The organism is Phenylobacterium sp. LjRoot97 (assembly GCF_964254345.1).
In the GTDB taxonomy this organism is placed as follows: domain Bacteria; phylum Pseudomonadota; class Alphaproteobacteria; order Caulobacterales; family Caulobacteraceae; genus Phenylobacterium.
Genome location: NZ_CAXUTH020000001.1, coordinates 321,652 through 342,597, shown reverse-complemented (window position 1 = coordinate 342,597; position 20,946 = coordinate 321,652). Strand labels below are relative to the sequence as shown.

Annotated in this window: 21 protein-coding genes and 1 tRNA gene; 7 read left to right on the top strand and 15 right to left on the bottom strand. The window is 69.5% G+C overall.

Translation table 11 applies throughout. From position 1 onward, the window contains the following. Positions 1–3 precede the first annotated feature (3 nt). Positions 4–3,210 (top strand): efflux RND transporter permease subunit, encoded by a 3,207-nt coding sequence (locus ACSQ2H_RS01685; protein ID WP_436059744.1) that lies wholly within the window; start codon positions 4–6, stop codon positions 3,208–3,210. A 25-nt stretch (positions 3,211–3,235) separates the two neighbouring features. On the opposite strand, the gene ACSQ2H_RS01680 is transcribed toward ACSQ2H_RS01685, so the two are convergent. The 4 genes from ACSQ2H_RS01680 to pth2 all read right to left on the bottom strand — a co-directional run bounded on the left by ACSQ2H_RS01680 (position 3,236) and on the right by pth2 (position 5,632). After that, a complete protein-coding gene (locus ACSQ2H_RS01680; RefSeq protein WP_436059743.1) occupies positions 3,236–4,546 on the bottom strand; it encodes a serine hydrolase domain-containing protein in 1,311 nt (436 codons plus the stop codon). Next, the gene (locus tag ACSQ2H_RS01675; RefSeq protein ID WP_436059742.1) at positions 4,546–4,929 is read right to left on the bottom strand and encodes a nuclear transport factor 2 family protein; all 384 of its coding nucleotides are present in this window, start codon (positions 4,927–4,929) and stop codon (positions 4,546–4,548) included. Before ACSQ2H_RS01675 ends, ACSQ2H_RS01680 begins: the two co-directional genes overlap by 1 nt. An 87-nt stretch (positions 4,930–5,016) precedes the next feature. Then, a complete protein-coding gene (locus ACSQ2H_RS01670) occupies positions 5,017–5,286 on the bottom strand; it encodes a hypothetical protein (RefSeq protein WP_436059741.1) in 270 nt (89 codons plus the stop codon). Positions 5,287–5,290: 4 nt separating this feature from the next. Beyond that, entirely contained in the window at positions 5,291–5,632 is a 342-nt protein-coding gene (gene pth2, locus ACSQ2H_RS01665; RefSeq protein ID WP_436059740.1) for a peptidyl-tRNA hydrolase Pth2, read from the bottom strand. Positions 5,633–5,714: 82 nt separating this feature from the next. Here pth2 and ACSQ2H_RS01660 point away from each other — a divergent pair, with 82 nt between their 5' ends. Next, the gene (locus ACSQ2H_RS01660; protein ID WP_436059739.1) at positions 5,715–5,888 is read left to right on the top strand and encodes a hypothetical protein; all 174 of its coding nucleotides are present in this window, start codon (positions 5,715–5,717) and stop codon (positions 5,886–5,888) included. On the opposite strand, the gene ACSQ2H_RS01655 is transcribed toward ACSQ2H_RS01660, so the two are convergent. The 6 genes from ACSQ2H_RS01655 to ACSQ2H_RS01630 all read right to left on the bottom strand — a co-directional run bounded on the left by ACSQ2H_RS01655 (position 5,889) and on the right by ACSQ2H_RS01630 (position 10,083). Next, positions 5,889–6,515, bottom strand: a complete 627-nt coding sequence (locus tag ACSQ2H_RS01655) for a YidH family protein (RefSeq protein ID WP_436059738.1) — start codon at positions 6,513–6,515, stop codon at positions 5,889–5,891. Between the two features lie 124 nt (positions 6,516–6,639). After that, positions 6,640–7,278 carry a glutathione S-transferase family protein gene (locus ACSQ2H_RS01650; RefSeq protein ID WP_436059737.1) on the bottom strand — a complete coding sequence of 213 codons (639 nt, stop codon included), beginning with the start codon at positions 7,276–7,278 and terminating at the stop codon, positions 6,640–6,642. A 133-nt stretch (positions 7,279–7,411) separates the two neighbouring features. Further along, a tRNA-Ser gene (locus ACSQ2H_RS01645) sits at positions 7,412–7,501 on the bottom strand. A gap of 101 nt (positions 7,502–7,602) precedes the next feature. Further along, positions 7,603–8,043 carry a PaaI family thioesterase gene (locus ACSQ2H_RS01640; protein WP_436059736.1) on the bottom strand — a complete coding sequence of 147 codons (441 nt, stop codon included), beginning with the start codon at positions 8,041–8,043 and terminating at the stop codon, positions 7,603–7,605. Positions 8,044–8,047: 4 nt separating this feature from the next. Next, a complete protein-coding gene (gene rraA / locus ACSQ2H_RS01635; RefSeq protein WP_436059735.1) occupies positions 8,048–8,539 on the bottom strand; it encodes a ribonuclease E activity regulator RraA in 492 nt (163 codons plus the stop codon). Next, the gene (locus ACSQ2H_RS01630) at positions 8,536–10,083 is read right to left on the bottom strand and encodes a class I adenylate-forming enzyme family protein (protein ID WP_436059734.1); all 1,548 of its coding nucleotides are present in this window, start codon (positions 10,081–10,083) and stop codon (positions 8,536–8,538) included. Before ACSQ2H_RS01630 ends, rraA begins: the two co-directional genes overlap by 4 nt. A 191-nt stretch (positions 10,084–10,274) precedes the next feature. On the opposite strand from ACSQ2H_RS01630, the gene ACSQ2H_RS01625 reads away from it, so the two are divergent. The 3 genes from ACSQ2H_RS01625 to ACSQ2H_RS01615 all read left to right on the top strand — a co-directional run bounded on the left by ACSQ2H_RS01625 (position 10,275) and on the right by ACSQ2H_RS01615 (position 13,581). Next, the gene (locus ACSQ2H_RS01625) at positions 10,275–11,750 is read left to right on the top strand and encodes an AMP-binding protein (RefSeq protein WP_436059733.1); all 1,476 of its coding nucleotides are present in this window, start codon (positions 10,275–10,277) and stop codon (positions 11,748–11,750) included. Positions 11,751–11,977: 227 nt separating this feature from the next. After that, entirely contained in the window at positions 11,978–13,162 is a 1,185-nt protein-coding gene (locus ACSQ2H_RS01620; RefSeq protein WP_183774940.1) for a thiolase domain-containing protein, read from the top strand. A 2-nt stretch (positions 13,163–13,164) separates the two neighbouring features. Further along, on the top strand, positions 13,165–13,581 hold the full coding sequence (locus ACSQ2H_RS01615; RefSeq protein ID WP_436059732.1) for a Zn-ribbon domain-containing OB-fold protein: 417 nt from the start codon (positions 13,165–13,167) through the stop codon (positions 13,579–13,581). A 113-nt stretch (positions 13,582–13,694) separates the two neighbouring features. Here ACSQ2H_RS01615 and ACSQ2H_RS01610 read toward each other — a convergent pair whose 3' ends face one another. Beyond that, the gene (locus tag ACSQ2H_RS01610; RefSeq protein WP_436059731.1) at positions 13,695–14,225 is read right to left on the bottom strand and encodes a hypothetical protein; all 531 of its coding nucleotides are present in this window, start codon (positions 14,223–14,225) and stop codon (positions 13,695–13,697) included. Further along, positions 14,225–15,436, bottom strand: coding sequence for a CaiB/BaiF CoA transferase family protein (locus tag ACSQ2H_RS01605; RefSeq protein ID WP_436059730.1), 1,212 nt, complete (start codon positions 15,434–15,436; stop codon positions 14,225–14,227). Before ACSQ2H_RS01605 ends, ACSQ2H_RS01610 begins: the two co-directional genes overlap by 1 nt. Before the next feature lie 74 nt (positions 15,437–15,510). Between ACSQ2H_RS01605 and ACSQ2H_RS01600 the strand changes: the two genes are divergently transcribed. Both ACSQ2H_RS01600 and ACSQ2H_RS01595 read left to right on the top strand, forming a co-directional pair. Beyond that, entirely contained in the window at positions 15,511–16,677 is a 1,167-nt protein-coding gene (locus tag ACSQ2H_RS01600) for an acyl-CoA dehydrogenase family protein (RefSeq protein WP_436059729.1), read from the top strand. Further along, positions 16,674–17,456 carry an enoyl-CoA hydratase/isomerase family protein gene (locus ACSQ2H_RS01595; RefSeq protein WP_436059728.1) on the top strand — a complete coding sequence of 261 codons (783 nt, stop codon included), beginning with the start codon at positions 16,674–16,676 and terminating at the stop codon, positions 17,454–17,456. Before ACSQ2H_RS01600 ends, ACSQ2H_RS01595 begins: the two co-directional genes overlap by 4 nt. A 78-nt stretch (positions 17,457–17,534) precedes the next feature. Here ACSQ2H_RS01595 and eda read toward each other — a convergent pair whose 3' ends face one another. From eda to edd, 3 genes are read right to left on the bottom strand one after another with little or no spacing between them, the layout of a single operon-like run. Then, the gene (gene eda, locus ACSQ2H_RS01590; protein ID WP_436059727.1) at positions 17,535–18,149 is read right to left on the bottom strand and encodes a bifunctional 4-hydroxy-2-oxoglutarate aldolase/2-dehydro-3-deoxy-phosphogluconate aldolase; all 615 of its coding nucleotides are present in this window, start codon (positions 18,147–18,149) and stop codon (positions 17,535–17,537) included. Further along, a complete protein-coding gene (glk, locus tag ACSQ2H_RS01585; RefSeq protein ID WP_436059726.1) occupies positions 18,146–19,123 on the bottom strand; it encodes a glucokinase in 978 nt (325 codons plus the stop codon). Before glk ends, eda begins: the two co-directional genes overlap by 4 nt. Then, on the bottom strand, positions 19,120–20,946 hold the full coding sequence (gene edd, locus ACSQ2H_RS01580) for a phosphogluconate dehydratase (RefSeq protein ID WP_436059725.1): 1,827 nt from the start codon (positions 20,944–20,946) through the stop codon (positions 19,120–19,122). The genes glk and edd overlap by 4 nt, the downstream gene beginning before the upstream one ends.

Genomic DNA, 20,946 nt, shown 5'->3' with positions numbered 1-20,946 from the left:
GCCATGCTGAACAAGATCGTGGCGCTCTCCGTGCGCCACCGCTTCGCGGTCATCCTGATCGCGCTGGCCATCGCCGCCTACGGCGCGGTCGAGCTGTTCCGCCTGCCGATCGACGCGGTGCCCGACATCACCAATCGCCAGGTGCAGGTGACCACCGTCGCCCCCGCCCTGTCGCCCGAGGAGATCGAGCAGCGGGTCACCTACCCGCTGGAAACCGCGCTGACCGGCATTCCGGGCCTGATCGAGACCCGCTCGATCAGCCGCAACGGCTTCTCGCAGATCACCGCCGTCTTCACCGACCAGACCGACGTCTACTTCGCCCGCAACCAAGTCACCGAACGCCTGCAGGGCGCGCGCGACGAGCTGCCGCCCGGCGCCGAGCCGGCCCTGGCCCCGATCACCACCGGCCTCGGCGAAGTGATGATGTGGACGGTGAAGATGGCCCCGGCCAAGGGCGTCAAGCCCGGCCAGCCGGGCCCGCAGCCGGACGGGTCCTACCTCACCCCCGAGGGCGAGCGGCTGACCACCGAGATGGCCAAGGCGACCTACCTGCGCACCGTCCAGGACTGGATCATCACGCCGCAGCTGAAGACCGTCCCCGGGGTCGCCGGGATCGACGTCATCGGCGGCTACGTCAAGAAGTACGCGGTGCGACCCGATCCCGCCCGCATGACCGCCTACGGCGTCGGCCTCAACGAGGTGGTCGAGGCGGTCGAGCACGCCAACACCGTCGCCGGCGCCGGCTATGTCTCGCGCGGAGGCGAAGCCTTCGTGGTCCGCGCCGACGCCCGCGTGCGCTCGGCCGAGGACCTGGCCGCCGCCCCGATCAAGAACCACAACGGCCTGGTGGTCCGCGTCTCCGACGTCGCCACCGTCGAGATCGGCCAGGCCGCCCGCCTGGGCGCGGCCCAGCAGCATGGCGAGGAGGTGGTGATCGGCACCGCCCTGATGCTGGCCGGCGAGAACAGCCGCACCGTCGCCCACGCGGTCGGCAAGCGGCTGGACCAGATCAAGGCCTCGCTGCCGCCGGGGGTCGAGGCGACGCCGGTGCTCGACCGCACCGCGCTCGTCGACCGCACGATCTCCACCGTGCGCACCAGCCTGGCCGAGGGCGCGCTGCTGGTCATCGTCGTGCTGTTCCTGCTGCTCGGGAACGTGCGCGCGGCGATCATCACCGCCCTGGTCATCCCGCTGGCCTTCCTGTTCGGCGTCATCGGCATGAACAGGTTCGGGGTCTCCGGAAACCTGATGAGCCTGGGAGCCCTGGATTTCGGCCTGCTGGTCGATGGGGCCGTCGTGGTCGTCGAGAACACCCTGCGCCGGCTGACCCTGCGCCGCCAGGCGGAGGGTCGCGACCTGACCAAGGCCGAGCGGATGGCCGAAGCGGTCGCGGCCGCCCGCCAGATGGTCCGCCCCGCGGCCTACGGCCAGGCGATCATCCTGTTGGTCTACGCCCCGCTGCTGGCGCTTGAGGGCGTCGAGGGCAAGATGTTCCACCCGATGGCCGCAACGGTGATGCTGGCTCTGGCCGGGGCCTTCATCCTGACCTTCACCCTGGTCCCGGCGCTGGCCGCCCTGTTCATCAAGCCGCCCGAGCGCGAGCACCAGTCCAAGGCCGAAACGCTGGTCCGCAGGCGGCTGGAGCCGCTCGTCCGCAAGGCCGTCGCCCATCCGCGGCGCGTCGCCCTGGGGGCCGGCGGCATGGTGCTGCTCGGGATCGTGGTGTTCAGCCTGCTGGGCCGCGAATTCATCCCGACGCTCGACGAGAAGGACGTGCTGGTCCAGGCCCTGCGCGTGCCCAGCGCTTCGCTCGAACAGTCGCTCGAGATGCAGGCCCGGCTGGAAAAGGCGCTGATCAAGATCCCCGAGATCGAGAACGTCTTCTCCAAGACCGGCACCGCCGAGGTCGCCACCGACCCGATGCCGCCGAGCATCTCCGACACCTTCGTGATCCTCAAGGATCGCAAGGACTGGCCTGACCGCAGCCTCAGCAAGGCCGACGTCTTGGCCAAGATCGAGAAGGTCGCGGAGGGCCAGATCGGCAACGCCTACGAGTTCACCCAGCCGATCCAGATGCGCTTCAACGAGCTGATCTCCGGCGTCCGCTCGGACGTGGCGGTCAAGGTCTATGGCGACGACTTCAACGAGATGGAGGCCACGGCCGAGAAGATCGCCACGGTGTTGCGCGGGGTGAAGGGCGCGGCCGACGTCAAGGTCGAGCAGGTCTCCGGCCTGCCGATGATGACCGCCCAGGTCGACCGCTCGGCCGCCGCCCTCCACGGCGTCCATGCCGCCGACGCCGCCGACGCCGTCCAGATCGCGCTGGCCGGCCGCACCGCCGGCCGTGTCTACGAGGGCGACCGCCGCTTCGACGTGATGGTCCGCCTGCCGGAGGAGGCCCGCAACGACCTCGCCGTCGTCGCCCAGACGCCGCTGGCGGTGAACGACGGGGCGGTGATGGTGCCGCTCGGCTCGGTCATTCAGTTCCAGGAGGGCGAGGGTCCGAACCAGATAAGCCGCGAGAACGGCAAGCGGCGCATCGTGGTCCAGGCCAATGTCCGCGGCCGCGACCTGGGCGGCTTCGTCGCCGACGCCCGCTCGGCCGTCGCCGACGAAGTGAAGCTGCCGGCCGGCGCCTGGATCGACTGGGGCGGCCAGTTCGAGAACCTCCAGCGGGCCGAAGCGCGGCTGGCGATCGTCGTGCCGGTGGTGTTCGCCACCATCGCGGTGCTGCTCTACTTCGCGCTCGGCTCGGCCGCCCAGGCGGGACTGGTCTTCGCCTGCGTACCGCTGGCCCTGGTCGGCGGGGCGCTGTCGCTGCTGTTGCGGGGGATGCCGTTCTCGGTCTCGGCCGCGGTCGGGTTCATCGCCGTCTCCGGGGTCGCGACCCTGAACGGGCTGGTGCTGATCCAGGCGATCCGCGAGCGCATCGAGGCCGACATGGACCCGCGCGAGGCGGCGGTAGAGGGCTCCATGGCCCGCCTGCGGGCGGTGCTCACCACCGCCCTGGTCGCGGTGCTCGGCTTCATGCCGATGGCGCTGGCCAGCGGCGCCGGGGCCGAGGTGCAGAAGCCGCTGGCCACGGTGGTGATCGGCGGCCTGATCACCGCCACCCTGCTGACCCTGGTGGTGCTGCCGGCCTTCGCCAGCCGGGTGATCGGCCGCACGGCCGCGGGGCCGGCGGCCGGCGCCGAGCCCGCGCCGATCTAGCGCCGCCCCGGTGCGGGCGCCCGGATCAGGGCGTCCGCATCAGGTGCTGGGCCAGCGCGTGGTAGGCCGGCAGCGACAGCGGATCGAGATAGACGTTGCTCGACTGCGGGTGCGAGGCCAAGCGCACGATCGACACCTCGGCCTTCGGGTCGACATAGCAGGCCTGGCCGTTGACCCCGCGCGCCATGTAGGCGCCGTGGTCGTTGTGCGAGACCCACCACTGGTCGTGATAGCTCCAGCCGGGCAAGGTCGCGTAGCCGGCCTTGGCGAAGTCCTCGCGTTTCGCCCCGCCCGAGATCTCGGCGACCACCGCCGCGGGCACGACCTGGCGGCCATTGAAGCGGCCGTCCTGGCGCATCATCTCGCAGAACCGGGCCAGGTCGCGCAGCGCCAGGTTCAGCCCGCCCGCCGCATAGCCGGCGCCGACGGAATCGACCTGCAGGTAGGCGTCCTGTTCCATGCCCAGCGGCGTCCAGAACCGCTCGCTGAGCTGCTGGGCCAGCGGCTTGCCGCCGGCGCGCTGCACCAGCCAGCCGACCACCTCGGTGTTGACCGACTTGTAGGCGAAGGCCTGGCCGTGCTCGCCGGCCTTCTTCAGGGTCTTCAGATAGTCGTAGCTGGTGGTCGGACCGCTGTAGCCGGCCGGCCGCGGCAGCAGCCCGACCGCGCGCACGAAGTCCCAGGCCGGCGACTTCGGATCGGTATAGACCTCGGAGTATTCGAGCCCGGTGGTCATATCCAGGACCTGGCGCACGGTCGCGTCGCCGAAGGCGCTGTCCTTCAATTCCGGAATGTAGCGGGTCACCAGGGCGTCGGGGTCGAGCTTGCCCTCGGCGACCAGCATCGCCGCGATCGTGCCGACGAACGACTTGGTCACCGAGTGGGCGATGTGCGTGCCCTCCGGCTTCAGCGCCCCGAAGTAGCGCTCGTAGACCACCTTGCCCCGATGCATCACCAGGATGCCGTCGGTGTAGTTGGCCGCCAGCGACTGGCCCCAGGTCATCGGCGCGCCGCCGCCCAGCGGCGTGAAGCTGACCGCGTCGAGGTCGTCGCGTTCCGCCCGCGGCAAGGCGCTGACCGGCCCGGGCCCGCGCCAGACCACCGCCGTCGGAAACAGCTCGCGCCAGTGCGAGAAGGTCCAGCGCAGCTGCGGGAACTTCAGGAAGCTGCCGTCCTCGAAGCGGATGGTCCGCTCGGCCGGCGGCGGCGAGCCGACCATCCAGCCCAGGGCGACCGGATCGGTGGCTTGGGCGTCCGGAAACGGCGGCGCGGCCTGCGCCGCTCCGCCCAGCACCAGCGCGGCCATGCCGGCCAGCGCCCCCCGCACCAACGCCATCAGCGGACCTCGCTCAGCACTGCTGCCTCGGCCGAGTCGATGTACTCGTCGAGCCGGCTGATCACCCCGTCCTGCATGCGGATCACGCAGCAGGCCGACATCGAGAAGTCCCGCCCATCCGGCAGCTTCCCCTCCAGCACGTGCTGCTGCAGGAAGCCGTCCGACAGCGCCTCGCGCCGCACGATCCGGTACTTGCGGTCGCTCATCTTGCGCATGAACCAGCCCAGCACCTTCAGGTTCTGCTCGACGGTCTGCTCCACCCGGTCGTTGTTGTGCCAGATCTTGGCGTCAGGCGCGTAGCAAGCCCGGACCGCCTCCACGTCGCCGCGCTCGATCGCGCCAATGAACCGGTCGGCGAAGGCCAGGACATCTTCGGTCTGCATGTGCGTCTCTCCCTGGCCCGGACCATAAGTTCGTTTTTGCAAGTCAGCAAGCCGCAGTCAGGGAGAGGCGCGAACGCCGCCTTCAGGTCATCGAGGTGAGAGGTTGAGCACCGCCTCGTCGCCGCCGTCCTCGACGTGGACGATCACCACCCCCAGGGCTGGGCCGTCGTCGATCTGCAGCACCAGGTTCTGGCCCTTCAGCTCGGCCAGGCTGCGGCCGCTGCGGGTGCGGATCTTGGCGATGAACGACAGGATCGAGTTCTGGGCGTGCTCGATGGTGGCCTCGAAGGTCACCGCCTCGATCGGCTGTTCCTGGGTGCCCAGCACCCCGCTGCCCTGCTTGGTCGAATAGACCATCGTGCTACCTCATCAACTTGAGCGCGCCGGTCACGGCGTCGATCTTGGCGATCTCGTCGGGGCCGATGCCGACGCAGGTCGGCGTACCGGAGGCGACGACCGTGCGGCCGGCGTCGCGGATCAGCATCACCGGCAGCCCGGCCGCCTCGGCCTGACGCGCCAGGTCGAACAGCTCCTCTTCCGAGCCGCAGCGCAGCACCACCTTGGGCATGCCGGCCTGCAGCCAACCGCTCTGCTGCTCGCGCGGGGCGTTCAGCAGCCCGCCCACCGCCGCATGCGCGACCTGGGCGGCCATCTTGCCGGGCGGCAGGCCCAGCGCCTCGTTGACGACGATGACTTGCTTCATGGCCGGTGTGTGCCCGGCGAACGGCGGCGAAGGCAAGCGTTCGTGGTTTTGCACCTTGCGCTTCAGCCGCTAGGATCGGCTCATGACCGACAATCCCGACGAGCCGCCGAACGAGACCCCGATCCAGCGGGCGCTGCGCCTGAAGACCGCCGCGATCGAGGCGCGGCCGAAACCGCCGCGCGGCGGGCGCTTCCAGCGCGAGCAGGCCGCGGCCGCGCGCTCCTCGTCCAAGTCCAAGCCCTGGATGTCGCGCTAGCTAACCGAACACCGCGATCCTGAAGACCATGCTGATGATCGCGGCGAAGCCGAGCACCAGCAGGGCCACCGCAATCCAGAAGGTCGACGACACCGGGAAGGTGCTTTCGGCGAAGATCAGGCCCTGCTTGGCCATGGCGCCGCGGGTGGCGTTCAGCTCGCGCATGAACTGCACGTGCCGCGCCATGCCGATGATCAGCATCAGGATGCCCAGGCTGACCAGGGCGATGCCGAAGTTCCGCGGCGCCGCGGCGCTGGCGATGGCCCCGGCGTCGCGCAGCTTCTGGAACGCCTGATAGATCGTAAAGCCGAACCCGATCAGCGACAGCGACGTGCGGATCACCGACATCAGCGTGCGGTCGTCGCTCATCCGCGTGCGCTGGAACGACATCCCGGTCCGCCGCATCGACATCTCGGTGCGCTCGGTCGACAGGTCGGTTCGAAACTCGGACAGGTCGGTCCGGTGCTCCGACAGATCGGTCCGATGGGTCGAGAGCTTGGTGCGGTGCGTGGAATAGGTGACGGACGCGCCGTCGGCGTCGAGGCCGCTGACGTCCGGCAGCGGCGGCAGCGGCGGATTCTTCACCCGCGGTGGCCGGGTCGGCCCGGTGGTCGGCAGCTTGGCCATGTGTCTCGCCCTGACTGGTGGCTGTCAGGCGCGAGAGTGCGGGCCGCCCCCTGAGCGGTCTATCGGGGTTATCCCGAGGGGACGCACGGGCGGATGGCCCGGAAACCGGGCCATCCGCCGCCTGTCAGGACGCCGGCTGCGCGACCTCGGCCATCAGCGCGTTGTCGATCTCGTCGGCGCGCAGCGCGGCCGGACGCTGCAGGTGACGCTCGGCATAGGCCTCGAACGCCGGCCGCTTTTCGAGCGTCCCGAAGTTCATGCCCCAGGACAGGTGCGAGGCCAGGTAGAGGTCGGCGGCGGTGAAGCTGTCGCCCACCAGGTACGCGCGGTTCTCGACCGCGCCCTCGATGGCCGCCAGCACGTCCTCCATGCAGCCATAGCCCAGCGACGTGCGCTGCTCGACCGACGGCTCCAGGTTCATCATCTTGGCGGCCACGGCCTGCTCGATCGGCCCGGCCCCGAAGAACAGCCAGCGATAATAGGGACCGCGCAGCCGGCTGCCGGGGGGCGGCGCCAGGCCCGCCTCGGGGAACGCGTCGGCGAGGTAGGCGCAGATCGCGGCGCATTCGGTGACCACCACCCCGTCGTGGACGATCGCCGGCACCTTGCCCATGGGATTGATCGCCAGATAGTCGGCGCCCTTCGCCGCGCCGGTCTCCCACTGCAGGACCTTGGTCTCGTAGGGCTGGCCGACCTCCTCGAGCATCCAGCGGATGATGCGGCCGCGCGACATGGGGTTGGTGTAGAAAACGAGGTCGGACATGGTCGGCTCCATTGGTTTGCGCCAACAGAACGCGCGGCTGCTGACAGCGGTTTGTCAGCAGCGGTTTTCGGCCGTCGATTAATGCCCCGAGCCTTCGCGCGGGAAGGCGGGACGTCTCAGATTTTCAGGGATATGGCGGAGAGGGTGGGATTCGAACCCACGGTACCCGTAAAGGTACGCCGCATTTCGAGTGCGGTGCTTTCGACCACTCAGCCACCTCTCCGGAGACGTCGTTCGGGCCTCGAATAAGGAGAACCCGCTGAGCGCGAGGCGCGGAACCTACTCATCCGGCCTGCCGAGATCAAGCGGGCGTTTTGCGATCTTTCAACGCGGGTGGAGAATCATCTGCGTGCAGCGGAAAAGCGCGATCGCCTTGCCGGTCCCGGCATGGGTCGCCGTGGCGTCCCAGACCTGGGTCATGCGTCCGCCGTGGACCAGCTTGGCTTCGCAGGTCACCACCTCGCCGGCCTGGGCCGTTCCGAGGAAATTGCTTTTCAATTCAATGGTCGTGAAGCCGACCGCGCCTTCGGGCAGCGAGATCCGGCAGCCGTAGCCGGCGGCCGAATCCAGCAGCGCGATGACGCTGGCCGCGTGCATGAAGCCGTTCGGCGCCATGTGCTTCTGCTCGACCTTCACCTGGCTGCGCAGATAGCCCTGGCGGGCCTCCAGCACCTCCAAGCCCAGCTCGCCCGGCAGGAAACCCTGCTGCATGGCGTTGAGATCATCGGGCGTGTCGCCGCCAAGGTTGGTGAAGGCGTCGGCCATCGGCTTACTCGTCGTCCTCGTCGGCGGCCGGCAGCACCGCCACGCCGTCCTCGTCGGCGTAGAGCATGTCGCCGGGCAGGAAGACCACGCCGCCGAACGCGACCGGGGTGTCGACCACGCCCTCGCCGCGCTTGACGCTGCGCATCGGATTGGTCCCCAGCGCCTTGATCCCGATGTCCAGCGTGCCGAGCACCACCGCGTCGCGCACCGCCCCGAACACCACGACGCCGGACCAGCCGTTCTTCACCCCGTCGGCGGCCAGCATGTCGCCGACCAATGCCCGATGCAGCGAGCCGCCGCCGTCGACCACCAGCACGCAGCCCTCGCCGGGTTCGGCCAGGGTCGCCTTCACCAGCGAGTTGTCCTCGTGGCAGCGCACCGTGCGGATCGGCCCGGAGAAGGCGGTCTTGCCGCCGAGGTCGCGGAACTGGGTCTCGCAGACCTCGATGGTCCCCTCATGTTCGTCGCAGAGGTCGGCGACCGAGATCTGGCTCATGCGGTGGCCTTTCCCTTGTAGTCGTCGCGCAGTTCGCGCTTGAGCACCTTGCCGATGTGGCTGCGCGGCAGGCCCTCGACCAGGATCAGGTCGGCGAGCCGCTGGGTCTTGCCGAGCTTGGCGTTGACCCATTCGCGCAGGGTCTCGGCCTCGACGCTCTGGCCGGGCTTCAGCGCCACGAACGCCACCGGCGTCTCGCCCCACTTGTCGGAGAGCACGCCGACCACGGCCGCTTCCAGCACCGCCTCGTGCTGGACGATCTCGGCCTCGAGGTCGCTCGGATAGATGTTGAAGCCGCCCGAGATGATCATGTCCTTCTTGCGGTCCATGAGCGTCAGGAAGCCGTCCTCGTCGAAGCGGCCGACGTCGCCGGTGCGGATGTAGCGCAGGCCCTCGGGGCTGTACCACTCGGCCTCCGACGTCTTGCCCGGCTGGTTGTGGTAGCCGACCATCATCGCGCCCGAGCGGCCGACGACCTCGCCGATCTCGCCTTGCGGGACCTCGACCCCGTCCTCGCCGATCAGGCGGATGTCGTGGCCCGGCAGCGGCCGGCCGACCGTGTGCAGCTTGTCGGGATGCTCGTGGGCCAGCAGGCCGCAGGAGCCGCCGCCCTCGGTCATGCCGTAGTACTCGATCAGCCCGCCCGGCCAGCGCTTGAGCACGTCGGCCTTGATCTCCGGCGAGAACGGCGCGGAGGTCGAGAACTTCATCACGTAGGACGATAGGTCGTAGCTGTCGAAGTCGGGCCGCTCCATCAGCCGGCGGTACTGCACCGGCACCAGCATGGCGTGGGTGGCGCGGTGCTGCTGCGACAGCTTCAGGAACTGCTCGGCGTCGAACTTCGGCATCAGCACCGCCGTGCCGCCGTTGGAGATCGTCGGCAGGTACGAGACCAGCGTCGTGTTCGAGTAGAGCGGCGTCGAGATCATCGTCACCGACTGGGCCGGATAGACCCCGCGGCGGATCTGGCCCCAGCGCATGCGGTGCGGCTGGACGATGCCCTTCGGCGCGCCGGTGGTGCCCGACGAGTAGATGATGTTGAAGCCCTGGTCGGGATCGACCTCGACCGGCGCGGGCTTGGAGCCCTTCGGGGCCAGCCAGTCTTCGAACGCCACGCCAGCGTCCGAGCCGTCCAGCGCCACGCGTTTGGCGGTGATCTGACCCGCCACGCCTTCCAGCTGCTTGGCGACGCCAGCGTCCAGGAAGAACACCTTCGCCCCCGAGTCGTTGAGCATCATCACCAGGCTCTCGGGCGTCGAGGACGGCGCCAGCGGGGCCACGATCGCCCCGGCCCGCAGGATCCCGAAGAAGCTCGCGCCATACTCGGCGCTCGTCGTCGCGCAGATCGCCGCCACCTCGGCCTTGCCGACCCCGTCGCGCTGCAGCGCCACGGCGATGCGGTCCATCAGCTCGTCCAGCTCAGCGTAGGAGATCGTCCGCTTGGCGTCGACCAGCGCCGCCTTGCCGCCCAGCTCCGCAGCCTGCGCGCGGATCACGTCGGCCAGCGTGCCGAATTCCTGGGTGAGCAGTTCTTCCACGGACATGGACGTCTCCCTCTCAAACACTTGTACGAAACCCTAAAGCCCGAAACGGCGACGGCCGCAATCGGCGCTTGCGTCACACGCCTTCCCCAAAGGAAACTGTCGTCGTCCGCCATCGCATTCCGGCGGCGCGCCATTCTTCGATCAACGGGCCGTCAGAGCCCGATCCATTTCCAGGGGACGGAAACCAAGCCATGTCCGATGAGATGATTTCGCTCGGCGCCAAGCTGAAGCAGCTGGCCGAGCTCAAGCCGAACGCGCCCGCCGTGACCTGCGGCGACGTCACGCTGACCTACGAGCAGTTCCACAAGCTCTCGAACCGCGCCGCCCGCGGCCTGGCCGCCAAGGGCGTCAAGTTCGGCGACCTCGTCACCCTGGGCCTGCCCAACTCCACCGACTTCGCCGTCGCCTGCTGGGCGATCTGGAAACTGGGCGCGACGCCGCAGCCAATCTCCTTCCGCCTGCCCAAGGGCGAGCTCGAAGCGATCATGGAGCTGGCGAACACGCCCGTGGTCATCGCCCAGTTCGAGCACCAGATCGACCGGCCGCTGCTGTCGATCCCCGACCTGCTGGCGCTGTCGGACGACGACAGCGACTTGCCCGACCAGACCGCGCCGGTCTCCAAGGCCCCGACCAGCGGCGGCTCCACCGGCCGCCCGAAGCTGATCCTGTCGGGCCAGCCCGGCGTCACCGCCAAGGAGACCCCGGAAGTCGGCGGCTGGCGGCTGAAGCCGTCGTCCGTCGCCCTGCTGCCGGCCCCGCTCTACCACAACGCCGGCTTCGGCATGATGATGTCGGCCTTCAGCGTCGGCTGCCACATGGTGCTGATGCCGCGCTTCGAGGCCGAGGCCACCCTGGCCGAGATCCAGCGCAACAAGGCCACCTGGATCTACCTCGTGCCGACCATGATGAACCGCATCTGGCACCTGCCCGAGGAGGTCCGCGCCAAGTACGACCTCTCCTCGCTCGAGACCCTCTGGCACCTGGCCGCGCCCTGCCCGGCCTGGCTGAAGGAGGCCTTCATCCACTGGGTCGGTCCTGAGACGGTGATGGAGCTCTACGCCGGCACCGAGGCCCAGGCGGTGACCACCATCTCGGGCGCCGAATGGCTCGAGCACCGCGGCTCGGTCGGCAAGGTGACGGTCGGCGAGATGGTCGCGGTCGGCGAGGACGGCTCGTTCCTGCCCCCGCGCGAGGTCGGCGAGATCTACATGCGCCGGCCCGAAGGCGCGCCGCCCTCCTACAAGTACATCGGCGCCACGGCCAAGGTGCTGGAAGGCGGCTGGGAGAGCCTGGGCGACATCGGCTGGTTCGACGAGGACGGCTATCTCTACCTCGCCGACCGCCGCACCGACATGATCCTGGTCGGCGGCTCCAACGTCTATCCGGCCGAGATCGAGGCGGCGCTGGAAGAGCACCCCGAGGTGCAGTCCTGCGCGGTGATCGGCTTCCCGGACGACGACCTCGGCAACAAGATCCACGCCATCGTCCAGACCAAGGGCTCGCGCGACGAGGCCTCGCTGCGCGCGCACCTGGCGGCCAGGCTGGTCACCTACAAGCAGCCGCGGAGCTACGAGTTCGTCGACGAGCCGCTGCGCGACGACGCCGGCAAGGTCCGCCGCACCGCCCTGCGCGACGAACGCCTGGCCGCCATGAAGCAGCCGGCCTAGCGCTGAAGTTCCCTCTCTCGCCCGCGGGAGAGGGCTAGGGTGAGGGTCCCGCCGTGCGTCTCGCCGGCGTGATCAGAGCGCCGCCATGCGGCGCCTCCCCTCACCCGACCCTCTCCCCTTGATGGGGCGAGGCCATCCTATTCACCGCAACGCAGCAGCGGTTGCCGTCCATGCTGCACCGCGATAAGCCACATCCCATTCTTCAAAGATAACTTCCGGGGAAACGCATGAGCATAAAAGGCAAGGCCTACATCATGGGGGCGTACGAGCATCCGCTCCGCGACGCGCCCGACAAGTCCACCCCGCAACTCCACGCCGAATGCGCCAAGGGCGCGCTCGAGGACGCGGGTCTCACCAAGGACGACATCGACGGCTATTTCTGCGCCGGCGACGCCCCCGGCTTCGGCGCCATGTCGATGGTCGACTACATGGGCCTGCGCAACGTCCGCCACATGGACTCCACCGAGACCGGCGGCTCGTCCTACCTGCTGCACGTCGGCCACGCGGCCCAGGCGATCGCCGAGGGCAAGTGCTCGGTCGCCCTGGTGACGCTCGCCGGCCGTCCGCGCCAGAACAAGTTCTTCGGCGGCGGCGCGGGCAAGCCCGGCCAGCTGACCGACGGCCCGCCCGAGGCCGGCTACGAGAACATCTACGGCGGCTCGACCCACAACACCTACGGCATGTGCGCCATGCGCCACATGTACGAGTACGGCACCACCTCTGAGCAGCTCGCCTGGATCAAGGTCGCCGCCAGCCACCACGCCCAGTACAACGAACACGCCTTCCTGAAGGACGTGGTGACCGTCGAGCAGGTCGTCAATTCGCGGATGATCTCCGACCCGCTGCACCTGCTGGACTGCTGCGTCGTCACCGACGGCGGCGGCGCGCTGATCGTCACCAGCCCGGAAGTCGCCAAGAGCCTGAACCGTCCGAAGGTCAAGGTGATGGGCGCCGGCGAGGCCCCTAAGGGCCCGATGGGCGGCCGCGGTCTCGACCTGACCCACTCGGGCGCCGTCTGGTCCGGCCCGATCGCCTTCGGCGAGGCCGGCGTGAAGCCGTCCGATATCAAGTACGCCTCGATCTACGACAGCTTCACCATCACGGTGCTGATGCAGCTCGAGGACCTCGGCTTCTGCGAGAAGGGCCAGGGCGGCAAGTTCGTCGCCGACGGCAACCTGATCTCGGGCGTCGGCAAGCTGCCGTTCAACACCGACGGCGGCGGACTCTGCAACAACCACCCGACCAACCGCGGCGGCATCACCAAGGTCATCGAAGCGGTGCGTCAGCTCCGCGGCGAAGCCCACCCCAAGGTCCAGGTCCCCAACTGCGACATCGCCCTGGCCCACGGCACGGGCGGCTCGCTCGGCACGCGCCACGGCGCGGCGACCCTCATCATGGAACGGGAGGCCTAAGCATGACCGACGTCCAAGACCGCCCGGCGCTCATGACCCGGCAGATCCCGGCCCCGGCCGTGACCATCGAAAGCAAGCCCTTCTGGGATGCGGCCGCCGAGGGCAAGTTCCTCATCAAGCACTGCAACGACTGCGGTGAGGACCACTGGTACCCGCGCGCGCTCTGCCCGTTCTGCTTCTCGGACAAGACCGAGTGGAAGGAGAGCCCGGGCGAAGGCGTAATCTACAGCTACAGCGTCATGCACCGCTCGCCGTCCGGCCCCTACGCCATCGGCTACGTGACCCTGAACGAAGGTCCCGCCGTGCTGACCAACTTCGTCGACGTGGCGCCCGACGGGCTCTCGATCGGCCAGAAGGTCAAGGTGAAGTTCCAGCCCACTGAGAACGGCCCGCCGGTCCCGGTGTTCTCGCCGGTCTAGCACCGATCAGTTGCGCCCCACTGGGGGAGCTGTCCGCGGAGCGGACTGAGGGGGTTTGCGGCGTCAGCCCCCTCCACCGCTTCGCGGTCCCCCTCCCCCAGGGGGGGAGGAATTTAGAGCCGCTCCGCCAGCCCCTCCGCCTCGCGCGGATGGCGCAGGCGATGCACCTGCAGGTGCGCAAAGCGCGGGTCCTCGATGCGCCCGCCGTACTCCGCCCGTCGCCGCGCCCAGGTGTCCCAGGCCCAGCGGATCGGGTGCTCCTTGGAAAACCACATTCGCCAGTCCTCGCGGTTGCCGGTGCCGGGCCACAGCTCGGTGCGGTCGATCGCCCGCAGCACCGAGCGCCTGATCACCCGCGGCATGATCACGCTGCGCTCGTAGTCGAGCCACACCAGGTGCGTTGCCCGGCTCCAGACCAGGTCGCGGACCTTGCCGTAGTTTCCGTCGCTGACCCAGGCGTCCTGACCGACCGCCTCGGCGACCCGGCGGACGAACTCGTCGGGATCGTGGCTGTTGAGGTCTCTCCAGCCGGCCTGCCAGTTGATGGCGTCCAGCTCGACATGCGGCAGGGCCAGGCGCGCAGCCAGTCGCCTGGCCAGGGTCGATTTGCCCGAGCCCGAACTGCCCACCACCGCAATGCGCATCAGGCCTCCTGCGACACCTCCGCCAGCACCTCGTCGGTGTGCTCGCCCAGTCGCGGCGGATGCCTACGGATGTTCGATGGAGTTCCAGTGAACTTCACCGGCGGCTTCATCGCCACATAGGTCCCGGCCTGCGGGTGATCGTACTTCTCGAAGAAGCCGACCGCCTTCAGGTGCGGGTCGTCCGGCAGGTCGTCCAGCCGGTTGGTCCGGGTCACCGGGATCGACAGCGGCTTGAGCAGGTCCAGCCACTCGTCGGTGGTCTTGGTCACCGTCACCGTCTCGACCAGGGCGTAGAGGTCGTGAATGTTCTTGCCGCGCTCCAGGCCCTGGAAGCGCGGGTCCTTGCCGAAGGTGTCGCCCCAGCCGGCGACGTCGAAGAAGACGTCCCACTGCTTGTCGGTATAGGGCAGCAGGCCGATGTAGCCGTCCTTGGTCTGGAACGGCTTGCGGTGCGGATTGACCACCCGCTGATAGCCCCACTGGCCGGTCGGCGGATCGAAGGCGTGGTCGTAGAGGTGCTCGACCAGGTTGAAGCTGGTCACGCACTCCAGCATCGGCACCTCGATGAACTGGCCCTCGCCGGTGCGCTCGCGGCTGAGCAGGCCCGCCGTGATCGCCTGGCACATGAACAGGCCCGAGACCTTGTCGGCCACCAGGCTCGGCAGGATCCGCGGGGTCGGATTTCCGTCGGTGCGCGGCAGCACGTCGGCCAGGCCCGAGGCCGACTGGATCAGGTCGTCATAGGCCGGCTCGCCCGCATAGGGCCCTTCCGAGCCGTAGCCGGCGGCGTGCACATAGACCACGTCCGGCCGCAGCGCCTTGACCTCCTCGTAGGACAGGCCCAGCCGCTTGAGCCCCTCGTAGCGGATCGAGGTGGCGAACACGTCGCAGCTCTTGATCAGCGCTTCCAGGCTGCGGCGCGACTTCGGGTCGGCGAGGTTGAACGAGACCGAGCGCTTGTTGCGGTTGATGGTCAGGAAGATCGGCCCCAGGTCGCGCGGCCAGTCCTTCGGCGTGTGGCCGGGCCAGCGCATGATGTCGCCGCCGGTCCCGCGGCCCGAGCCGGGGTCTTCCAGCTTGATCACCTCGGCGCCCTGGTCGCCCAGCATCTGGGTCGCATAGGCGCCGAACACGACGCTGGTCAGATCGAGGATCCTGATCCCCTTCAGCGGCCCCGTGGCTTCGTTCGCCAGCTGCTTTACTTCCGCCACGTCAGGCCTCCCCTCTGCACACCGCCTCGCTATGATCGGGGTCGAACATCGCGCATTGACGCGGGGGAGGGCTAGTGGACTTCGCGCTTTCCGACGAACACAGGATGCTCAAGGAGCTGGTCGCCCGCTTCGTGCAGGACGAGCTGATGCCGCTGGAGGCCGGGGTGCTGGCCCGCGAGGCGGACGGCAAGGGCCTGGGCATCGGCGCGGCCGAGAACGCCCGGCTCGACGAAGTCTCCAAGTCGCTCGGCCTCTGGGGCCTGGACGCGCCCGAGGACGTCGGCGGCGTCGACCTGCCGGCGGTGGCCATGGTCGGGGTCAATGAGGAGCTGGGCAAGACCATCACGCCCTACACCCTGCCGCCGGACAGTCCAAACCTGCGGATGCTGGCGGCGACCGTGAACGAGCGCCAGCGCGAGGCCTATCTCGCCCCCTACGTCGCCGGCCAGACGATCAGCGCCATCGGCATCTCTGAGCCTGGCGCCGGGGCCGACCCGGCCGGCATGCTGACCCGCGCAGACCGCGACGGCGACGACTGGGTGATCAACGGTCGGAAAATTTGGATCACCCGGGCCGAGGAAGCCGATTTCACCATCCTGATGGCGGTGACCGACAAGGAGAAGGGCGCGCGCGGCGGCATGTCGGCCTTCCTGGTCGACAAGGGCACGCCCGGCTTCAACGTGCTGCGCAAGATCCCGATGATCGGCGGCCAGGCGACCTACGAGGTGGCGCTGGAGGACTGCCGGGTCGAGGGCTGGAAGCTGCTCGGCGAGGAAGGCGCCGGCTTCGCCCCCATGCAGCTGCGGCTGGGCACCCGGCGCATCGAGATGGCCTCGTGGTCGATCGGCATGGCCCAGCGGGCGCTGGACATGATCTGCGAGTACGCCCCGCAGCGGAAGACCTTCGGCCTGCCGCTCAGCGAACGTCAGGCGATCCAGTGGTGGGTGGCCGACGCCGCCACCCGCATCCACGCCGCCCGGCTGATGACCTACGACTGCGCCTGGAAGCTCGACCAGGGCCGCGACGTGCGGGTGGAAATCTCGATGATCAAGGGCTACGCGACCGAGATGGCCTGGGAGGTCGTCGACCGCGCGATGCAGACATTCGGCGCCATGGGCATGACCAAGGAGCTGCCGTTGCAGCTGATGGCCAGCCGCCTGCGCACCATGCGAATCTACGACGGCCCCACCGAAGTCCACAAATGGGTGGTGGCCCGCAACCTGATGGGATCGAGACGATGAAGACGGCCTACGGCGACCACCTGACCCTCACCACCGACGGCCACGTGGCGACCATCGTCATCGACCGGCCGGAGAACAACCACGTCTCGGTCGATCTGATGCGCGACCTCGCCGACGCGCTCGAGGCGATGGACCGCGACAACAACATCCGCGCCGTGGTGCTGGCCTCCGCCGGCCGGGCGTTCTGCGCCGGCGCCGACCTGGTCTCGCCGACCGGTATCGGCGGCACCGGCATGAGCGGCATCGACAGCCTCTACGAGCAGGCCGTGCGGCTGTTCGCGGTCGAGACCCCGATCATCGCCGCCGTCCAGGGCGCGGCGGTCGGCGCGGGCCTTGGCCTGGCGCTGGTCGCCGACTTCCGGGTGGTCGCGCCCGAGGCGCGGTTCTCGGCCAACTTCGTGAAGCTCGGCTTCCACCCGGGCTTTGGCCTGACCCACACCCTGCCCCGCCTGATCGGCGTGCAGCGCGCGAACCTGATGTTCCTGACCGGCCGCCGCATCAAGGGCGAGGAAGCCGTGGCCTGGGGCCTGGCCGACGAGATCGTGCCGCTGCACGAGCTGCTGCCCGCCGCCCAGGCGCTGGCCGCCGAGATCGCCGAGAACGCGCCGCTGGCGGTGATCGCCACCCGCAAGACCCTGCGCGGCGACCTCGCCGCCGCGGTCCGCGCCCAGACCGCCCACGAGCACTCGGAACAAACGATCCTGCGCGCCACTGAGGACTTCGCCGAAGGCGTCCGCGCGGTGCAGGAACGCCGCCCGGGCGTGTTCAAGGGTCGGTAGAGACGACTGAGAGGGCCTGCTGGATCAGCAGCCCCCTCACCCTGACCCTCTCCCCAAGGGGCGAGGGAACTGGGCTGCTTATTTCCCCAACGCCGAAGCGGCCTTCGCCAGCTCGGTGATCTTGCCCCAGTCGCCGGCGCGCACCGCGTCGGCCGGGGCGACCCAGCTGCCGCCGACGCAGATCACGTTGGGTAGGGCCAGGTAGTCGGGCGCGTTCTTGGCGTCGACGCCGCCGGTCGGGCAGAAGCTCGCCTGCGGGAACGGGCTGGCGAACGCCTTCAGCGCCCCGACGCCGCCGACCACATTGGCCGGGAACAGCTTGAAGTGGGTGAAGCCGGCGCGCATGCCGCGCATCAGCTCGCTGGCCGTGGCGATCCCCGGCAGCAGCGGCAGGGCCCCGTCGACGCCTTCGCCGTCGATCAGGCCGGGGCTGACCCCGAACTTCGCGCCGGCGTCGGCCGCCGACTGCCGCGCCTGGGCGGTGGTGATGGTGCCGGCCCCGACCACGGCGCCCTCGACCTCGCCGGCGATGCGGCGGATGCATTCGAGCGCCGCCGGCGTGCGCAGCGTCACCTCCAGCGCATAGAGCCCGCCCGCCACCAAAGCCTTGGCCAGCGGCACGGCCTGGGCGGCGTCCTCGATGATCAGGACGGGCACCACCGGAGCGAGCTTCAGGGTCTCGGCGAGGGTCACAGCGGGCTTCCTTCCAGTTGCTCGAGCACGCGGGCGGCGCCGACCAGCGCCGCATAGGGGTGGACGATCAGATAGGTGGGGATGTCGCGGGTGTAGTCCGACAGCCGGCCCTTGTCCTCGAACCGACGGCGGAAGCCGCCCGCCGCCAGCCGGTCGGCCAGCCGCGGCGCGATGCCGCCCGAGACATAGACTCCGCCGCGCGCGCCGCAGGTCAGGGCGATGTCGCCGGCGACCGAGCCAAGGATCTCGCAGAACCGATCGAGGGTCTCCTCGGCCAGTAGGTCGCCGCCCTTCTGGCCGGCCCCCAGCACCTCTTTCTCGTCCTTGAGCTCGGCCGGCACCCCGCGCACGTCGGCCAGGCCGCGATAAAGCGCATACAGACCCGGACCGGACAGGATCCGTTCGATAGAGACCCGGCCATAGGTCCGGCGCAGCGAGGCCCAGATCGCCGCCTCGACGCCGTCATAGGGCGCAAAGCCGGCATGGCCGCCCTCGCAGGGCACGGCGATGTCGCCGCGGTCGGTGCGCACCACCATCGAGACGCCGAAGCCGGTGCCGGCGCCCAGCACCAGGATCGGCGCGCCCTCGGCTCCGCGCATCGCCGGGCCGATGGTCTTCAGATCGTCGGGATCGAGCACCGGCGCGGCCAGCGCCTGGGCCGCGAAGTCGTTGATCAGCCTGGCCGAGTGGAACTCGAAGGTGCCGATCAGCTCGCCCTCCGAGACCCGCCAGTCGAGGTTGGTGAACTCGATCTCGCCGTCGACCACCGGGCCGGCCACGGCGATCGCCGCGGTGTGCACCTTCTGGCGGCCGACCGTGGTCTCCAGGTACTCGCCGATCACCTCGGTCAGCGATCCGTACTCGGCGGCGGGATAGGTCTTGGGATTGCGGATCCGGCCCGTGGAATCGACCACGGCCAGACGCGCGTTGGTGCCGCCGATGTCTCCGACCAGGCCGGAATAGATGGTCTTCACGCAACGTCTCCGAATAGCGCCCCGCCGCCCTGCTCGGCCGGCGCGGCCGCCCGGCGCATCCAGCCGAACAACTCACGGCCATAGCCGAATCCGGGCTGGGCGACGCTCAACTTCTCCCGCCCCGCGAACTGCTCAGGGTCAAGCTTGATCTCCAACGTTCCGGCGTGCGCGTCCAGCCGGATGATGTCGCCCTCGCGCACCTGCGACAGCGGGCCGCCATGGGCGGCTTCCGGGCTGACGTGGATGGCGGCCGGCACCTTGCCCGACGCGCCGCTCATACGCCCGTCGGTGACCAGCGCCACCTTGAAGCCCTTGTCCTGCAGCACGCCCAGCACCGGCGTCAGGCTGTGCAGCTCGGGCATGCCGTTGGCGCTCGGGCCCTGGAAGCGGACCACGGCGATGAAGTCGCGGTTCAGCTCGCCGCGCTTGTGCGCCTCCAGCAGATCCTCCTGGTCCTCGAACACGACGGCCGGGGCCTCGACCACCAGGTTCTCGTCCTTGACCGCCGAGGTCTTGATCACCGCCCGGCCGAGCGGCCCGGTCAGCAGCCGCATGCCGCCCTCGGGCTGGAACGGGTCGGACGCCGGCCGCAGGATGTCGCGGTTCAGGCTCTCCCTGGCGCCTTCGCGCCAGACCACCTTGCCGTCCTCCAGGAACGGCTCGTTCTGATAGTGGCGCAGGCCCTGGCCGGCGACCGTGACCACGTCCTCGTGCGCCAGGCCGGCGTCGAGCAGCTCGCGCACCACGAAGGCCATGCCCCCGGCCGCATGGAAGGCGTTCACATCCTCGCTGCCGTTCGGATAGACCCGCGCCAGCAGCGGCGTGACCTTGGAAAGCTCGTCGAAGTCCGACCAGTCGATGATGATGCCCGCCGCCCGCGCCATGGCGACGATGTGCAGGGTGTGGTTGGTCGAGCCGCCGGTCGCCAGCAGGCCGGCGACGGCGTTGACGATCGCCTTCTCGTCGACGACCTGGGCCATCGGCGTATAGGCGTTGGTCCCGTGGCCGATCTCGATCGCCCGCTTGGGCGCGGCGGCGACCAGGGCGTCGCGCAGCGGCGTGTTCGGGTGGATGAAGGCCGAGCCCGGCAGGTGCAGGCCCATCATCTCCATCATCATCTGGTTGGAGTTGGCGGTGCCGTAGAAGGTGCAGGTGCCCGGCCCGTGATAGGACTTCATCTCGCTGTCGAGCAGCTCGTCGCGGGTCGCCTTGCCCTCGGCGAACAGGCCGCGCACGCGGGCCTTCTCGGCGTTCGACAGGCCCGAGGTCATCGGCCCGGCCGGCACGAAGATGGTCGGCAGGTGGCCGAAGGCCAGCGCCCCGATCACCAGCCCGGGCACGATCTTGTCGCAGACCCCCAGCATCAGCGCGCCGTCGAAGGCGTCGTGGGTCAGCGCCACGCCCGTCGACATGGCGATGACGTCCCGCGAGAACAGCGACAGCTCCATGCCCGGGCGGCCCTGGGTGACCCCGTCGCACATGGCCGGCACGCCGCCGGCGTACTGGGCGGTGCCGCCGACCTCTTCCGCCGCCGCCTTGATGATCGCCGGGTAGCGCTCCAGCGGCTGGTGCGCGCTGAGCATGTCGTTATAGGCCGAGACGATGGCGATGTTCGGCGCGGTCGGGTTGCGCATCCGCTGCTTCACGCCGTCCGGCTCGGCGGCGAAGGCGTGGGCCCAGTTGGCGCAGGACAGCTTGGCCCGGCCCGGGCCGTCGTGCTGCGCCGCCTCCATCCGTTTCAGATAGTCCGTGCGGGACTGGCGGCTGCGCTCGACGATGCGGGCGGTGACGGCGGCGGTGACGGGGTGCAACGCGACAGGCAT

Coding starts and splice junctions, on each gene's coding strand:
- ACSQ2H_RS01685 (WP_436059744.1), top strand. CDS start 4: ATGCTGAACAAGATCGTGGCGCTCTCCGTGCGCCACCGCTTCGCGGTC.
- ACSQ2H_RS01680 (WP_436059743.1), bottom strand. CDS start 4,546: ATGGCGTTGGTGCGGGGGGCGCTGGCCGGCATGGCCGCGCTGGTGCTG.
- ACSQ2H_RS01675 (WP_436059742.1), bottom strand. CDS start 4,929: ATGCAGACCGAAGATGTCCTGGCCTTCGCCGACCGGTTCATTGGCGCG.
- ACSQ2H_RS01670 (WP_436059741.1), bottom strand. CDS start 5,286: ATGGTCTATTCGACCAAGCAGGGCAGCGGGGTGCTGGGCACCCAGGAA.
- pth2 (WP_436059740.1), bottom strand. CDS start 5,632: ATGAAGCAAGTCATCGTCGTCAACGAGGCGCTGGGCCTGCCGCCCGGC.
- ACSQ2H_RS01660 (WP_436059739.1), top strand. CDS start 5,715: ATGACCGACAATCCCGACGAGCCGCCGAACGAGACCCCGATCCAGCGG.
- ACSQ2H_RS01655 (WP_436059738.1), bottom strand. CDS start 6,515: ATGGCCAAGCTGCCGACCACCGGGCCGACCCGGCCACCGCGGGTGAAG.
- ACSQ2H_RS01650 (WP_436059737.1), bottom strand. CDS start 7,278: ATGTCCGACCTCGTTTTCTACACCAACCCCATGTCGCGCGGCCGCATC.
- ACSQ2H_RS01640 (WP_436059736.1), bottom strand. CDS start 8,043: ATGGCCGACGCCTTCACCAACCTTGGCGGCGACACGCCCGATGATCTC.
- rraA (WP_436059735.1), bottom strand. CDS start 8,539: ATGAGCCAGATCTCGGTCGCCGACCTCTGCGACGAACATGAGGGGACC.
- ACSQ2H_RS01630 (WP_436059734.1), bottom strand. CDS start 10,083: ATGTCCGTGGAAGAACTGCTCACCCAGGAATTCGGCACGCTGGCCGAC.
- ACSQ2H_RS01625 (WP_436059733.1), top strand. CDS start 10,275: ATGTCCGATGAGATGATTTCGCTCGGCGCCAAGCTGAAGCAGCTGGCC.
- ACSQ2H_RS01620 (WP_183774940.1), top strand. CDS start 11,978: ATGAGCATAAAAGGCAAGGCCTACATCATGGGGGCGTACGAGCATCCG.
- ACSQ2H_RS01615 (WP_436059732.1), top strand. CDS start 13,165: ATGACCGACGTCCAAGACCGCCCGGCGCTCATGACCCGGCAGATCCCG.
- ACSQ2H_RS01610 (WP_436059731.1), bottom strand. CDS start 14,225: ATGCGCATTGCGGTGGTGGGCAGTTCGGGCTCGGGCAAATCGACCCTG.
- ACSQ2H_RS01595 (WP_436059728.1), top strand. CDS start 16,674: ATGAAGACGGCCTACGGCGACCACCTGACCCTCACCACCGACGGCCAC.
- edd (WP_436059725.1), bottom strand. CDS start 20,946: ATGCCTGTCGCGTTGCACCCCGTCACCGCCGCCGTCACCGCCCGCATC.